A 14,900-nucleotide genomic window follows, 5' to 3' on the forward strand; every position below is an offset into this window, starting at 1 on the left:
GCGAGCAGGCCACAGCAAAACGGCGACCCTTGGGTCGCCGTTTTTCGTTCTGCAGCGGGCTGCGCGGTCAGAGCTGGGTGCTGGCCCAGGACACGCCGAGGGCCACGGCCAGGGTGAAGCTGCCGAAGGCGTAGAAGAAGCGGTTGATCTTCTGGCTGCGTTCGTCGACCGGGGCGTCCTGCTCCAGTTCTTCCAGATCGCTCTCCACCACCAGGCGGGCCGAGGCGCGTTGCTCGCGCAGCCGGGTGGCCATGAGCAGCCAACTGCCGATGACGGCGAAGAACAGGGCAAGGCCGTTGACCGCCTGGTGCGGGTGGGCCTGGTAGAGGGACCAGAGTGCCTGCAGGGACATCATCAACTCCGCGGCAGGCACAGCCTGCGACTACGACCAGCGGGCTCGGGGCGGGCCACGAAAACGGCGGCGAGTCTAACGGAGGGGCGGGGCGAGGGCGGGGCGTTTCCGACGAAGTGCCGGGCCGTTCATCTTCCGAAAGCCTCCCCGGCCCTGTGGGCCGGGGAGTGGACGATCAGACCTTGAACTGGTTGATCAGCCGGCGTTGCTGCTCGGCCAGCTTGGTCAGCTCGGCGCTGGCGGCGGAGGCTTCATCGGCGCCGCCGGCGACCTCGTTGGCCACCTGGCCGATGTTGGTGACGTTGCGGTTGATGTCCTCTGCCACGGCGCTCTGCTCCTCGGCGGCGCTGGCGATCTGGGTGTTCATGTCGTTGATCACCGATACCGCCTGGGTGATGGACTCCAGCGCCTGGGCTGCCTCGCTGGCGGACTGCACGCTGGTGTCGGTCTTGGTCTGGCTGTCCTGCATGACCCGCACCACGTCGCGCGTGCCCTGCTGGAGCTGCTGGATCATGGTCTGGATTTCCTCGGTGGCCTGCTGGGTCTTCTGCGCTAGGTTGCGCACCTCGTCGGCCACCACGGCGAAGCCGCGGCCCTGCTCGCCGGCCCGGGCGGCCTCGATGGCGGCGTTGAGGGCCAGCAGGTTGGTCTGCTCGGCGATGCCGCGGATGGCCACCAGGATGGCGTTGATGTTCTCGCTGTCCTTGGCCAGGTTCTGCACCACGCCCACGGCGCGGGCGATTTCCTCGGCCAGGGCGCTGATGGCTCCCGTGGTGCTCTGGACGATGCGCTTGCCGTCGTTGGCAGCCTGGTCGGCGTTGTTGGCTGCCTCGGCTGCCAGGGTGGCGTTGCGCGCCACGTCCTGGGCGGTGGCGGTCATCTCGTGGACGGCGGTGGCCACCAGCTCGATCTCGGCCAGTTGCTTCTGCACACCCTGGTTGGTGCGGATGGCGATGTCGGCGGTGTGCTCGGAGGAGTCGCTGACCTTCTGCACCGAGGTCACCACCTGGCTGATCATCGCCTGCAGCTTGGCGAGGAAGGTGTTGAAGCCGTTGGCGATGGCGCCCAGTTCGTCGGCGCGGTCGGAATGCAGGCGGCGGGTGAGGTCGCCCTCGCCCTTGGCGATGTCGTCGAGCATGGCCACCATCTGCCGCAGCGGGCTGGCGATGCCATAGCCGACGAGCCAGATGATCACCAGACCGATGGCAGCGATCAGCAGGCCCACCAGGCTCATGCCGAGGATGTCGCTGTCGCGCTGGGCGGTGAGGTCGCCTTCGAGCTTGTGCAGGTCGGCCATCACCGTTTCCAGCGGCAGGTTGAGGCTGAGCATCCAGCGCGACTCGGTGCCGGCGACCTTGAACGGCACCAGCAGGAAGATGCGGCCGTTCTCGCGGTCGATCTCGTAGGCCGGCTGGTCACCGCTGAGGTTGCGCAGGTTGTCGGCGATCACGCTGCCCAGCACCTGGTCCGCCGGCTCGCCCAGCTTGGCGGCATTGGCGGTATAGGCCACCAGGCGCTTGTTGTTGGCCAGCAGGGCCAGCTCGCCGGCGCCGTTGTAGAGCTTCTTGTTGGCCTCCACCAGCAGTTGCTGGATGAAGTCCAGGGACAGGTCCGCACCCACTGAGCCCTTGAACTGGCCGTTGACCAGGATTGGGGCGTTGAAGCTGGAGAGCATCACCATCTTGCCGGCGAACTCGTAGGGGGCCGGGTCCACCACGCAGGGCTTGAGGGTTTCGCGCGGGCACAGGTAGTACTCGCCCTCGCGCACGCCGGTGGGGAGGAGCTTGTCGCTTTCCAGGGTGGCGCCCAGCGGTTCGACCTTCAGCGCGTTGCCGTCGCGGTAGAACCAGGGCATGAAACGCCCGGCCTCGTCATGGCCGGGAAGGCCGATGCTGTCGGCGTCGTTGCCGAAGGCGTTGGGTTGCCAGCCGATGTAGAGGTCGATCAGCCAGGGGGTGCTCGACAGCAGGTGGCGCAGCAGGTTGAGCACCTCCTTGCGGGAGGCTTCGAGGGCCGGGCTGCCGTCCTCGGCGGTCTGCCCCAGCAGGGCGTTGGTCTGGGCGACGGTGGTGGCGATGCTCATGGGCGCGGCCAGCTCGCGCTGGATATCCGAGACCTGGGCGGCGGCCAGGGACTGCAGGCGGTCGGCGATGGCCTGCTCCAGCAGCGTTTCGGTCCGGGACTGCACCAGCTCCTGGGTCCGGGCGCCGGCGAAGAGGGCGTAGAGCACCAGGGCGACTACCACGGCGAGCACGCTGGCACCGGCCAGGGTGGCTACCGAAAACTGGATCGATCTGAATTTCATGGGAACTCCGTTCGCGTCTTTATTCAGCCAGCGCTGGGTTTATCGGCCGGACCGGGCGGGAGCATGAGCCCGTTGTCACAACAAAAGATAGTCACCTGGCCACCAGTCCGCTTCATGGTTGCCTGGCATCGGTCCGGTCCTTACAGTACCGCGCAGTTCAAGCAGGAGAATGACACGTGGCCAAGCCCCTTATCCTCGGCAGTCTTGCGCTGTCCGTCCTTCTGGCAGGATGCCAGGCCGTGAATACCACCAGCGGCGGCGCCGTCGGTGTCGAGCGCAAGCAGTACATGTTCAGCATGCTGTCTGAGCAGCAGGTGAACCAGATGTACGCCCAGTCCTACCAGGAAACCCTGAACAAGGCGTCCCAGGCCGGTGTGCTGGACAAGAGCAGCGCCAACGCCAAGCGCGTCTCGGCCATTGCCAAGCGGCTGATCGCGCAGGTGTCCGTGTTCCGTCCCGATGCCGCCCAATGGGCCTGGGATGCCAACGTGATCGACAGCGACGAGCTGAACGCCAACTGCGGTCCGGGCGGCAAGATCATCGTCTACAGCGGCCTGATCGATCAGCTCAAGCTCACCGACGATGAGCTGGCGGCGGTGATGGGCCACGAGATCGCCCACGCCCTGCGCGAGCACGGCCGTGAAGCCATGTCCAAGGCCTATGGCGTGCAGATGGCGACCCAGTTGGGTTCGCTGCTGGGGGCAGGCAACGACAGCCTGCAGATGGCCAACACCGGCGTGGAATACCTGATGACGCTGCCCAACAGCCGCGCCAACGAGAACGAGGCCGATCTGATCGGGCTCGAACTGTCCGCCCGCGCCGGCTACAACCCCAACGCGGCCATCAGCCTGTGGCAGAAGATGAGCAAGGCCAGCGAAGGGGCTCCGCCGGAGTTCATGAGCACTCACCCCTCGTCCGGCTCGCGGATTGCCTCGCTGCAGGCGGCGATTCCGAAGGTGATGCCCTTCTACAAGCAAGCCAAGGGCAACTGATCGCTCCATTGGTACCGCCGGCTCGCCGAGCCGGCGGTTTTCCTTGCCTCAGGGCAGCGTCTTTTCCGCAAAGGCGCGGTTGGCCAATCCCAGTTGGGCACGGAAGCTTTCCATGTCGAACATGGTGCACAGCTCCTGCACCTCACCGCGGCTGTTGAAGGTCCAGAAGGCCATGGCCGAGATGCTCAGCACCCGGTCGCTGGGCGGGTAGCCCAGGGCGGGCTTCTGGATGCTGCCGATCAGGGTGCTCCAGGTGAACACCTTGTGACCTTCGGCGATGCATTCCTCCACCATCACTTCCAGATCGGGCATGGCCTCACGGATTTCCTGCACCATCCCGGCGTAGCCGGCGCTGTCCAGCGTCTGCCCGAGGAAGGAGCTCTTGTAGAGGAAATCCTTGCTCTGCAACTGCTCGGCCAGTGCTAGGCGACCCTTGTTCCAGGTGAGGTCGATGTGCTGGCGGACTACACGTTTCAGGTCTTCGATCGACATCCGCTGTCTCCTTCGCCGCTTCTGCAGATCGGCGGGAATCTACCAGTTGCCAACCGCCTGCCATTGGCCGAAACGCCGGAGTTCCGGCGTCAGCCAAGTGGCGAATCAGCTCGCGGTGCTCAGCATCCAGGCCTGCCACGCGGCGTAGACGGCGAGGATGCCGAAAGCCGCGGCCGCGAGACGGCGAATCAGGGCCAGGGGCAGGCGATCAGCGGCGAAGTTGCCTGCCAGCACCACGGGGACGTTGGCGATCAGCATGCCCAGGGTGGTACCGACGACGACCAGCACGAAGTGCGGGTACTGCGCGGCCAGCATCACAGTGGCGACCTGGGTCTTGTCGCCCATCTCGGCGAGGAAGAAGGCGATCAGCGTGGTGAGGAAGGGACCGTATTTCTTCAGGCCGGAGGCTTCGTCGTCGTCCAGCTTGTCCGGCACCAGGGTCCACAGGGCCACGGCGGCGAAGGAGGCAGCGAGGACCCAGCCCAGGGTGGCGGGGGAGAAGAAGCCGGCGACCCAGCTGCCCACCGCACCGGCCGCGAAGTGGTTGGCCAGGGTGGCGGCGATGATGCCCCAGATGATCGGCCAGGGTTTGCGGAAGCGCGCGGCCAGGAGCAGGGCGAGCAATTGCGTCTTGTCGCCGATCTCGGCCAGGGCAACGATCAGGGTGGGGACGAACAGGGATTCCAGCATCAGGGTTCCTACGGGGGGCGGGTCGACTAATCACCATGACACACGCAACCTGCCCGCCCCGGGTCAGCTTGTGTGTGTCATAGGTCTTGTCAAACCGCTGGCCTGTCTGTGCAGGCTCGGGGTCGTCCGCGCCATGGTCTGTGGACCAAGTGTGTTGACGCGGACCGGGCGAGCAGGGCGCTCGCGGGAGACTACTCCCCTAGGACGGGGCGCATTTTGCACAAGGCGGGCTCGCCGGGCAAGCCCGCCGCTGTGTCAGTCGAGGGTGGCGCGCACGTCCATCTCGGCGTAGCGCACGAAGCGGCTGCCCTTGCGCAAGCGGTAACCCAGCCAGATCACCAGGAACAGCGGCAGGCTGATGTAGGTGGCTGCCAGGCCCACCCAGTTGATCTGCTCGCCCACCAGTGCCTCGTAGTTCTGCCCGAGTGTGATCGCCAGGCACAGGGCGAAGGCGAACAGCGGGCCGAAGGGGAACAGCTTGGCGCGGTAGGGCAGGTCTTCCAGGCGGCCGCCCTGCAGCAGGTAGCCCTTGCGGAAGCGGTAGTGGGAGATGGCGATGCCCAGCCAGGCGATGAAACCGCACATGCCGGAGGTGTTCAGCAGCCAGGTGTAGAGGGTGCTGTCGCCGACGATGGAGGTGAAGAAGCACAGCGCGCCCACCAGGGTGGTGGCGTACAGCGCGTTGCGCGGCACGCCGTTGTCGGAGAGGCGGGCGAACAGCTTCGGCGCCTTGCCCTGGAGGGCCAGGGTGTAGAGCATCCGCGTGGAGGCGTACATGCCCGAGTTGCCCGCCGAGAGGATGGCCGTGAGGATCACCGCGTTCATCACGCTGGCGGCGGCGGCGAAGCCAGCGCGCTCGAACAGCAGGGTGAAGGGCGACACGCTGATGTCGCTGGCCTCGTTCTGCAGCAGGCTGGGCTCGGTGTAGGGGATCAGCATGCCGATCACGAAGATCGCCAGGATGTAGAACATCAGGATTCGCCAGAACACCTGGCGGATGGCGATGGGGATGTTCTTGCGCGGGTTCTCCGACTCGCCGGCGGCGATGCCGATCAGCTCGGTGCCCTGGAACGAGAAGCCGGCGATCATCGCCACGCCGACCATGGCCTGCAGCCCGCCGACGAAGGGCGCCTCGCCTTGGGTGAAGTTGCTGAAGCCCGGGGATTGCATGCCGCTCATCAGGCCGAAGATGGTGGCCAGGCCGACGCCGATGAAGATCACCACCGTCACCACCTTGATCAGCGCGAACCAGAACTCGCTCTCGCCGAAGCCCTTAACCGAGACCACGTTCAGCGCGAACATCAGCGCCAGGAACAGCCCGCTCCAGTAGATGCCGGGCACGTCCGGGAACCAGAAGTTCATGATCAATTGGGCCGCCACCAGTTCGGCGGCGATGGTCACCGCCCAGTTGTACCAGTAGTTCCAACCCAGGGCGAAACCGAAGCCATCGTCGACGAACCGGCTGCCATAGGTGCTGAACGAGCCGGAAACCGGCATGTGTGCAGCCATTTCTCCCAGGCTGGTCATGAGGAAGTAGACCATCAGGCCGATCAGTGCGTAGGCCAGCAGGGCGCCACCGGGGCCAGCCGTGGCGACGGTGGCGCCGGAGGCGACGAACAGGCCGGTGCCGATGGAGCCGCCGATGGCGATCATGTTCAGGTGTCGGGGCTTCAGCGCCCGGTGCAGGCCGTGGGCGGCCGGCGGGTTGGCAGTGTGGTCGGTCAAGGTAGAACTCCAGGGGTCCGGTCTCATGCCGGATGGGCGCGGCGGCCGGGGCCGCTCGTCGTGGGTAGATGCAGGAACGCCCGCCGCTCAGCGGCGGGCACGGTAGACGCAGAAACCGTCGCCCTCCGCCAGGGTCCGGCAATTGCCGAGTGCCTGTTCGATGAGGGGCGGATAGCGCAGGAAGCTGTTGGCCACCAGGCGCAGCTCGCCGCCGGGGCGCAGGTGCTGGCCAGCAGCCCGCAGCAGGGTTTCGCTGGCCTGGTAGTCGGTGTGCACGCCCTGGTGGAAGGGCGGGTTGCTGACGATGGCCGCCAGCCCTTTGGGCGCGGCGTGGATGCCGTCGCCGGCGATCACCTCGGCAGCGAGGCCGTTGGCGGCCAGGGTCAGGCGGCTGCTGGCGACGGCGAAGGCGTCCACGTCCAGCAGCAGCAGTTCGCTGGCCGGGTAGCGGCGCTTGAGGCTGGCGCCGATGACGCCGGCTCCGCAGCCGAAATCCAGCACCGGGCCGACGGGCAGGTCGTCGAGGTGCGGCAGCAGCAGGGCGGTGCCCCGGTCCAGGCGACCATGGCTGAACACGCCGGGCAGGCTGACCACCTGCAGCGGCCCATCGGGCAGCTCCAGGCTGTAGCGCTGAGCCAGGCTGTCCAGGTCGGGGCGTTCGGGGGCCTGGTCGACGCGGACCTGCCACAGTTGGCAGTGGCGCGCGCTGTCCAGCTTGCGCGGGGTGCCGAAGGCCGCCAACTGCTTGGCTGCACGCTCGATGCCGCCGCGCTTCTCGCCCACCAGGAACAGGTTGCGGCCGGGCAGGCGTGCGGCCAGGGCAGCCAGCAGGTAATCGGTCAGTTCGCGGGACTTGGGCAGAAAGAGCAGGGCCTGCTCGAAGGGCTCGTCCGGCGCCTGCACCGCGAAGGTGGTGCGGCCGGCGAAACGGGCCTCCAGGCTGGCGTGCTCGCCGGCGTGCCAGCTCCAGCCCCGGGCCTGGGGCAGGGTGCCGAGCAGGTCGTCGGCGGGAAGACCCGCTGCCAGCAGCGGGCCCTGGAACAGTTCGGCCTGTCGAAGCACGACTTCGCTGCGCGGGTCCATGGGTCGGTCCTGATAAAAGCGGCGAACTTTACCAGAAACTCACCCGCCCTAGACGACCGTACGGCACGGGGTGCCTGCCAGCCAGGCCTCGGTGTTCTCGGCCATCTGCTCCACCATGCGCTGGCGTGCCTCGCGGCTGCCCCAGGCGTTGTGCGGGGTGACGATCAGGCGCGGGATGTCCACCGCCAGCAGCGGGTTGCCGTCCTTCGGCGGTTCCTGGGTCAGCACGTCGGTGGCGGCGCCCCCCAGGTGGCCGCTGCGCAGGGCGTCGGCCAGGGCGTGTTCGTCCACCAGGCCGCCCCGGGCCGTGTTGACCAGGAAGGCGCCGCGCTTCATCCGCGCCAGCGCGTGGACGTCGATCAGGTGATGGGAGTGCTCGGTCAGCGGGCAGTGCAGGCTGAGGAAGTCCACGTGCGGCAACAGGTCCTCCAGGGGCAGGCGGTCGGCCCGGTCCGGGCGGCCGGGCAGGGCACCCAGCAGCACGCGCATGCCGAAGGCTTCGGCCAGGCGCGCCACCGCGCCGCCCAGTTCGCCATGGCCGAGCAGGCCGAGGGTCTTGCCTTCCAGTTCGACGATGGGGTGATCCAGCAGGCAGAACTGGCTTGCCTTCTGCCAGCGGTCCTGGCGCACGTCGCGCTGGTAGTCGAGGAAGGCGGTGGCCAGGTTGAGCATCAGCATCAGGGTGTGCTGGGCCACGGAGGGCGTGCCATAGCCCCGGCAGTTGCTGACGGTGATGCCGTGCTGGCGGGCCGCCGCGAGGTCGATGTTGTTGGTGCCGGTGGCGCTGATCAGGATCAGCCGCAGGTCGGGCAGGGCGGCCATGGCGTCGGCGTCGATCACCACCTTGTTGGTGATCGCCACCGGCGCCCCCCGGAGGCGCTCCACCACGTCGGCCTGGGCGCTCTGCTCGTGCAGCACCAGTTCGCCGAAGAGCTGGCGCAGGGGCGTCAGGTCGAGGTCACCGAGGTCGAGGGAGGCGTGGTCGAGGAACACGGCGCGGAGGCTGTTGGTCATCAGCTGTACCTTTTTCCGAGGCTTGTGTAGGCGTAAGGTGGCCAGCCTAACAGACCCTTGGCTCGAATCTGGAGGCGCCATGTACTGGACGGAATTTCTCACTGTTGCCCTGATCCACCTGCTGGCTGTGGCCAGTCCGGGACCGGACTTCGCCATTGTGGTGCGCGAGAGCGTGGCCCACGGACGGCGCGCCGGGACCTGGACGGCGATTGGTGTGGGCATGGGAATCTTCGTCCATGTGGCCTATTCGCTGCTGGGTATCGGCCTGATCGTTTCCCAGTCCATCGTGTTGTTCAACGCGCTGAAATGGCTGGCGGCGGCCTACCTGCTGTACATCGGCATCAAGGCCCTGCGGGCGCGCCCGGCCGACCCGGCGGCGGCCGAGGCGGAACTCACCCGCGAGGTGCGCAGCCCGCGCGGTGCCTTCGTCACCGGCTTCGTCACCAATGGGCTGAACCCCAAGGCGACGCTGTTCTTCCTCTCGCTGTTCACCGTGGTCATCAACCCCCACACCCCGCTGGCGGTGCAGGCCGGCTACGGCCTCTACCTGGCCTGTGCCACCGCCGTGTGGTTCTGCCTGGTGGCGATGCTGTTCAGCCAGGAGCGTGTGCGCAGCGGCTTCGCCCGCCTGGGCCACTGGTTCGACCGTCTGATGGGCGCTGTGCTGGTGGGCTTGGGGATCAAGCTGGCCTTTACCTCGATGAAGTAAGCGCTCCACCTCGCAACGATGGGCTTCGCACAGCTCAGCCCATCCTACGGAGCTGTGGTGTGCATCCGTAGGATGCGGTGAGTTCGGCGAACCGCATCGTGGCTCCGTACCTTGCAACGATGGGCTTCGCACAGCTCAGCCCATCCTACGGAGCGTGGTGCGTCTCCGTAGGATGCGGTGAGCTCGGCGAACCGCATCACTGCCACCCGCGCCCCACCAGGCGGCATCTGGCACATCAGCCTTTCTCCAGCGTCGCCAGCAACCCCAGGCTGGCCACGTATTCCCTCGGGTTTTCCCCCAGCAGGCGGCGGAACATGGCGCTGAAGGCGCGGCCGCTGCCGTAGCCCAGGTCGTGGGCGACCTGCTGCACGCCGTGTCCGGCCAGCAGGCGCGGCAGGGCTTCGGTGAGGCGCAGCTGCTGGCGCCAGTCGTTGAAGCTCATGCCCAGCTCCTGGGCGAACAGCCGGCTCAGGGTGCGGGTGCTGGCGCCCACCTCCAGGCTCCAGTCGTCGAGGGTGCGGGTGCTCTCCGGGGTTTCCAGCAGGGCCAGGCAGATGGCTTGCAGGCGTCGGTCCTGGGGCATCGGCAGGTGCAGGGGCATGCGCTCCAGGGCGGCGATTTCGTGGAGGATCAGGCGCTGCACCAGGCTGCGGTGTTCGTCATCGGTATCGCCGGCCTCCAGCGCCACCAGGCGCAGGATCAGCTCCCGCAGCAGCGGCGGTACCGCCAGCACGCAGCAGGCATCAAGGTTCGGTGGTGCAGCGTCGGCGGCGATGAACAGGGTGCGCATCTGCACCTGCCCGGACATGAAGATCTGGTGCTCGATACCCGGTGGAATCCACACCGCGCGGGTCGGCGGGATGACCCAGGCGCCGGCCTCGGTGACCAGGCGCATCAGCCCCTGCGCCGCGTAGAGGAATTGCGCCTGGTTGTGCAGGTGCAGGTCGACATGGGCGCCGTCGGGGTAGTCGAGGGCGACGGCGCCGATCCGGCCCTGGGGCAGATGCTCGATGAACATGGCTGTTCCGATGATCTTTTTGGCAGAACGTTGCTGGGCGGCCAACCTAGCATGGCGGTCCACAACAACCAAACAGCAGCGAAACTGCCATGAACCGACCGCGTACCGTCATCCGCTTCATCAACGCCGCCCACATCATCGACCACATGTTCATGCTCATCTTCCCTGCCGCCGTGCTGGGCATGACCGCTACCTTCGAGCTGTCCTACGCCGAACTGATCGGGCTGTCCCTCGGCGGCTTCATCGCCTTCGGGGCCTGCTCGCTACCGGCCGGCTGGCTGGGGGATAAATGGAGCCGCCGCCACATGATGCTGGTGTTCTTCCTCGGCATCGGCGGCGCGGCGATCTTCACCGGGCTGAGCCGCAGCACGCCGATGCTGGTGCTGGGGCTGACGCTGATGGGCGTGTTCGCCGCCATCTACCACCCGGTGGGCACGGCGATGCTGGTGGCCCATGCGCAGAACCGTGGTCGCGAGATCGGCATCAACGGCATGTGGGGCAACCTGGGCGTGGCGTTCTCGGCGCTGGTCACGGGCTTTCTCACCGCCCATTTCGGCTGGCGCGCGGCGTTCATCCTGCCGGGCGCTTTGTCGGTGGCCATTGGGGTGTGGTTCGCCCTCTGCGTGCGGGACGAGGCGTCTCCCGTCGCCGCGGCCGGCACCCATCGGGCTGGTGGGGCGGGGCAGGTGTCGATGCGCCTGGTGTTCGGTGTGCTGGCGCTGGTGACGGCCACCGGCGGGGTGATCTTCAACGCCTCGACCATGACCTACCCGAAGCTGTTCCAGGAGCGCCTGGTGGACCTGTTCGCCTCGCCGGAAAGCCTCGGCATCGTCGTCAGCATCGCCTACGCCTTCGGTGCCGTGGCGCAGTTGCTGATGGGCCGTGTGCTGGATCGCTACAGCCTGAAGCTGCCGTTCGTGGTGATGACCGTCTGCCAGGGGCCGTTGCTGGTGGCCATGGCCTATGCCGATGGCTGGGCGGTGATCGCCCTGGGCGCCGCCTTCATGTTCGCGGTGTTCGGCCAGGTGACGGTGAACGATGCGATGGTGGCCAACTTCGTCGCGCCGCAGTGGCAGGCGCGGGTCTTCGCGCTGCGCTACTTCCTGTCCTTCGGCGCCAGTGCGGCGGCCATCCCGATGATCGCCTTCATCGAACCGCGCCATGGGTTGGTGGGGCTGTACCTGGTGCTGGCGGTGTTCGGTGCGCTGACCTTCGCGGCGGCGCTGGTGTTCCCGAGGACGCCGGCCCATGCGCCCAAGGCGGTGCCCGCCTGAGGCGCGCCCGGGCGGAATGAAAAAGGGGCTCCCGGACGTTGGTCCGGGAGCCCCTTCTGGTTGGCCGCGCGGGTGGGTTACAGCAGTTCCACCGCCACGGCAGTGGCTTCGCCGCCGCCGATGCACAGCGAGGCGACGCCGCGCTTGCCACCTGTGTTACGCAGGGCGTTGATCAGGGTGAGGATGATGCGCGAGCCGGTGGAGCCCACCGGGTGGCCCTGGGCGCAGGCACCGCCGTAGACGTTGACCTTGGCGTGGTCGAGGCCGTGTTCGCGCATGGCGAGCATGGTGACCATGGCGAAGGCTTCGTTGATCTCGAACAGGTCCACGTCGTCCTTGTTCCAGCCGGTCTTCCTGAACAGGTTGGTCATGGCGCCGATGGGGGCGAGGGTGAATTCGCTCGGGTCCTGGCTCTGGGTGGCATGGCCGACGATCTTCGCCAGGGGCTTGAGGCCGCGGCGCTGGGCTTCCTCGGCGGTCATCAGCACCAGGGCGCTGGCACCGTCGGAGATGGAGCTGGCGTTGGCGGCGGTGATGGTGCCGTCCTTGCGGAAGGCCGGGCGCAGGGTCGGGATCTTGTCGAGGTTGGCGGTCAGCGGCTGCTCGTCGTCCTTCACCAGGGTCTCGCCCTTGCGGGTGGTGACGGTGACCGGGACGATCTCGGCGGCGAGGGCACCCTCGGCGATGGCCGCCTGGGCGCGCTTGAGGGACTCGATGGCGTAGGCGTCCATCTCCTCGCGGGTGATGTTGTACGTGTCGGCGGTCTCCTGGGCGAAGGAGCCCATCAGGCGGCCGGTGCGGGCGTCTTCCAGGCCGTCGAGGAACATGTGGTCCTTGATCTCGCCGTGGCCCATGCGCAGGCCGGTGCGGGCCTTCTCCAGCACGTAGGGGGCGTTGGACATGCTCTCCATGCCGCCGGCGACCATCACGCTGTTGGTGCCGGCCTTGAGCAGGTCGTGGGCCAGCATCACGGCCTTCATGCCGGAGCCGCAGAGCTTGTTGATGGTGGTGCAGCCGGTGGCGGCGGGCAGGCCGGCGTTCAGCGACGCCTGGCGGGCCGGGCCCTGCTTGAGGCCGGCGGGCAGCACGCAACCCATGATCACTTCCTGCACGTCGGCGGCGTCGATACCAGCGCGTGCCACGGCTTCACGGATGGCCAGGGCGCCCAGGTCGACGGCGGACACACCGGCGAGGCTGCCCTGGAAACCGCCCATGGGGGTGCGGGCGCCGCTGACGATTACGATCTCGGACATCTTCTTGCTTCCTCTGTGGGGACAGGCCGCGACCGGCCGGGTGGGGCGATTCTATCTCGTGACCGGAAGTGGCCAAAGGGTCACGTGGCAAATCATTCTTTTGACTGATTGAGCACTGGACGCGGGGCTCTAGAGTGCGCATGACTACATGAAACCCCTTTGTACGCAGGTGCTTTCCCATGGTGCAGACCCGAGTCATCAAACCGGCCGACAACGCCTACACCTACCCCTTGCTGATCAAGCGTCTGCTGCTCTCCGGCAGCCGCTACGAGAAGACCCGGGAGATCGTCTACCGCGACCAGGTGCGCTACAGCTACGCCACCTTCGTCGAGCGCGTGGCGCGCCTGGCCAACGTGCTGACCGAGGCCGGTGTGAAGGCCGGCGACACCGTGGCGGTGATGGACTGGGACAGCCACCGCTACCTGGAGTGCATGTTCGCCATCCCGATGATCGGCGCGGTGCTGCACACCATCAACATCCGCCTCTCGCCGGACCAGATCCTCTACACCATGAACCACGCGGAGGACCGCTTCGTGCTGGTCAACAGCGAGTTCGTGCCGATCTACAAGGCCATCGAAGGCCAGATGACCACGGTGGAGAAGACCCTGCTGCTGACCGACGCGGCCGACAAGCGCGCCGACCTGCCGAACCTCGTCGGCGAGTACGAGACACTGATGGCCGCTGCCAGCCCCCGTTACGCCTTCCCGGATTTCGACGAGGATTCCGTCGCCACCACCTTCTATACGACCGGCACCACCGGCAACCCGAAGGGGGTGTACTTCACTCACCGGCAACTGGTGCTGCATACCCTGTCCATGGCTTCCACCATCGGTGCGCTGGACAGCATCCGCCTGATGGGCACCGACGACGTCTACATGCCCATCACCCCGATGTTCCACGTTCACGCCTGGGGCGTGCCCTATGTAGCCACCATGCTGGGGGTGAAGCAGGTCTACCCGGGGCGCTACGAGCCGGAGATGCTCTGCCGGCTGATCCGCGAGGAGAAGGTGACCTTCTCCCACTGCGTGCCCACCATCCTGCAGATGATGCTCAACACCCCGAGCGCCCAGGGCCATGACTTCGGCGGGCTCAAGGTGATCATCGGCGGCAGCGCGCTGAACCGCGCCCTGTACGAAGCCGCCAAGGCCCGGGGCATCCAGCTCACGGCAGCCTACGGCATGTCCGAGACATGCCCGCTGATCTCCGTCGCCCACCTCAACGAAGAGCTGCGTGCCGGCAGCGAGGACGAGCGCACCACCTACCGCATCAAGGCCGGTGTACCGGTGCCGTTGGTGGAGGCGGCCATCATGGACGCCGAGGGTCACCTGCTACCGGTGGATGGCGAGACCCAGGGCGAGCTGGTGCTGCGCGCACCCTGGCTGACCCAGGGTTACTTCAACGAGCCGCAGAAGAGCGAGGAACTGTGGGAGCACGGCTGGCTGCACACCGGTGATGTGGCGACCCTGGACGGCATGGGCTTCATCGACATCCGCGACCGCATCAAGGACGTGATCAAGACCGGGGGCGAGTGGATCTCTTCCCTGGCGCTGGAGGATCTGGTCAGCCGTCATCCGGCGGTGCGCGAGGTGGCGGTGGTCGGGGTGCCCGATCCGCAGTGGGGCGAGCGCCCGTTCGCGCTGCTGGTGCTCCGCGATGGCTGCGCCCTGGACGCGAAGGAACTGAAGGAGCACCTCAAGCCCTTCGTCGAGCAGGGCCACATCAACAAGTGGGCCATTCCCAGCCAGATCGCCGTTGTTACTGAAATTCCCAAGACCAGCGTGGGCAAACTGGACAAGAAACGTATCCGCGTCGACGTCGCCCAATGGCAGGCCTCAGACAGCGCCTTCCTCTCCGCTCTCTGACCCACCCTCGGGTCGGGCCGAAAGGCCCGGCCCAGCCACCAAGCAAACGCTTGGCCCAGTGATTGCGGCCTCTTGCCGCGTCACCCCCGCCTTTACCTATCGCAACTTCGGTCTAGTCTTCAAACCTGCGA

General features: G+C 67.0%; 13 protein-coding genes, 1 pseudogene and 1 riboswitch. Of the genes and pseudogenes, 4 read left to right on the forward strand and 10 right to left on the reverse strand.

What is annotated here, in order from left to right:
• Positions 1-67 precede the first annotated feature (67 nt).
• The 3 genes and pseudogenes from A9G05_RS17905 to A9G05_RS28525 all read right to left on the reverse strand — a co-directional run.
• Positions 68-352: a hypothetical protein gene (locus A9G05_RS17905; RefSeq protein ID WP_069562258.1), complete on the reverse strand. Its 285-nt coding sequence runs from the start codon at positions 350-352 to the stop codon at positions 68-70.
• A 175-nt stretch (positions 353-527) separates the two neighbouring features.
• Positions 528-1,370 carry a methyl-accepting chemotaxis protein gene (locus tag A9G05_RS28520; RefSeq protein WP_371320969.1) on the reverse strand — a complete coding sequence of 281 codons (843 nt, stop codon included), beginning with the start codon at positions 1,368-1,370 and terminating at the stop codon, positions 528-530.
• A gap of 12 nt (positions 1,371-1,382) precedes the next feature.
• Positions 1,383-2,657, reverse strand: a pseudogene (locus tag A9G05_RS28525) (HAMP domain-containing protein); the annotation flags it as partial.
• Between the two features lie 176 nt (positions 2,658-2,833).
• Here A9G05_RS28525 and A9G05_RS17915 point away from each other — a divergent pair.
• A complete protein-coding gene (locus A9G05_RS17915; RefSeq protein ID WP_069562260.1) occupies positions 2,834-3,649 on the forward strand; it encodes a M48 family metallopeptidase in 816 nt (271 codons plus the stop codon).
• Between the two features lie 48 nt (positions 3,650-3,697).
• On the opposite strand, the gene A9G05_RS17920 is transcribed toward A9G05_RS17915, so the two are convergent.
• The 5 genes from A9G05_RS17920 to A9G05_RS17940 all read right to left on the reverse strand — a co-directional run bounded on the left by A9G05_RS17920 (position 3,698) and on the right by A9G05_RS17940 (position 8,653).
• Positions 3,698-4,141, reverse strand: coding sequence for a ketosteroid isomerase-related protein (locus A9G05_RS17920; RefSeq protein WP_069562261.1), 444 nt, complete (start codon positions 4,139-4,141; stop codon positions 3,698-3,700).
• 105 nt (positions 4,142-4,246) lie between these two features.
• Positions 4,247-4,828 carry a TMEM165/GDT1 family protein gene (locus A9G05_RS17925; protein ID WP_139131180.1) on the reverse strand — a complete coding sequence of 194 codons (582 nt, stop codon included), beginning with the start codon at positions 4,826-4,828 and terminating at the stop codon, positions 4,247-4,249.
• Positions 4,829-4,848: 20 nt separating this feature from the next.
• Positions 4,849-5,043: riboswitch (yybP-ykoY riboswitch) on the reverse strand.
• A 43-nt stretch (positions 5,044-5,086) separates the two neighbouring features.
• The gene (locus tag A9G05_RS17930) at positions 5,087-6,583 is read right to left on the reverse strand and encodes an amino acid permease (RefSeq protein WP_069562263.1); all 1,497 of its coding nucleotides are present in this window, start codon (positions 6,581-6,583) and stop codon (positions 5,087-5,089) included.
• A 60-nt stretch (positions 6,584-6,643) separates the two neighbouring features.
• Entirely contained in the window at positions 6,644-7,639 is a 996-nt protein-coding gene (locus A9G05_RS17935; protein WP_069562264.1) for a class I SAM-dependent methyltransferase, read from the reverse strand.
• A 48-nt stretch (positions 7,640-7,687) separates the two neighbouring features.
• A complete protein-coding gene (locus A9G05_RS17940; RefSeq protein WP_069562265.1) occupies positions 7,688-8,653 on the reverse strand; it encodes a 2-hydroxyacid dehydrogenase in 966 nt (321 codons plus the stop codon).
• A 79-nt stretch (positions 8,654-8,732) separates the two neighbouring features.
• Between A9G05_RS17940 and A9G05_RS17945 the strand changes: the two genes are divergently transcribed.
• Positions 8,733-9,362 carry a LysE family translocator gene (locus A9G05_RS17945; RefSeq protein WP_069562266.1) on the forward strand — a complete coding sequence of 210 codons (630 nt, stop codon included), beginning with the start codon at positions 8,733-8,735 and terminating at the stop codon, positions 9,360-9,362.
• A gap of 235 nt (positions 9,363-9,597) precedes the next feature.
• Here A9G05_RS17945 and A9G05_RS17950 read toward each other — a convergent pair whose 3' ends face one another.
• The gene (locus A9G05_RS17950; RefSeq protein WP_069562267.1) at positions 9,598-10,380 is read right to left on the reverse strand and encodes a helix-turn-helix domain-containing protein; all 783 of its coding nucleotides are present in this window, start codon (positions 10,378-10,380) and stop codon (positions 9,598-9,600) included.
• 89 nt (positions 10,381-10,469) lie between these two features.
• On the opposite strand from A9G05_RS17950, the gene A9G05_RS17955 reads away from it, so the two are divergent.
• Positions 10,470-11,654, forward strand: coding sequence for an MFS transporter (locus A9G05_RS17955; RefSeq protein WP_069562268.1), 1,185 nt, complete (start codon positions 10,470-10,472; stop codon positions 11,652-11,654).
• 77 nt (positions 11,655-11,731) lie between these two features.
• On the opposite strand, the gene A9G05_RS17960 is transcribed toward A9G05_RS17955, so the two are convergent.
• Positions 11,732-12,907, reverse strand: coding sequence for an acetyl-CoA C-acyltransferase (locus A9G05_RS17960; RefSeq protein WP_069562269.1), 1,176 nt, complete (start codon positions 12,905-12,907; stop codon positions 11,732-11,734).
• Between the two features lie 179 nt (positions 12,908-13,086).
• Here A9G05_RS17960 and A9G05_RS17965 point away from each other — a divergent pair, with 179 nt between their 5' ends.
• On the forward strand, positions 13,087-14,769 hold the full coding sequence (locus tag A9G05_RS17965) for a fatty acid--CoA ligase (RefSeq protein ID WP_069562270.1): 1,683 nt from the start codon (positions 13,087-13,089) through the stop codon (positions 14,767-14,769).
• Positions 14,770-14,900 lie beyond the last annotated feature (131 nt).

It is taken from the genome of Pseudomonas sp. ENNP23 (assembly GCF_001728945.1).
Taxonomy (GTDB): domain Bacteria; phylum Pseudomonadota; class Gammaproteobacteria; order Pseudomonadales; family Pseudomonadaceae; genus Metapseudomonas; species Metapseudomonas otitidis.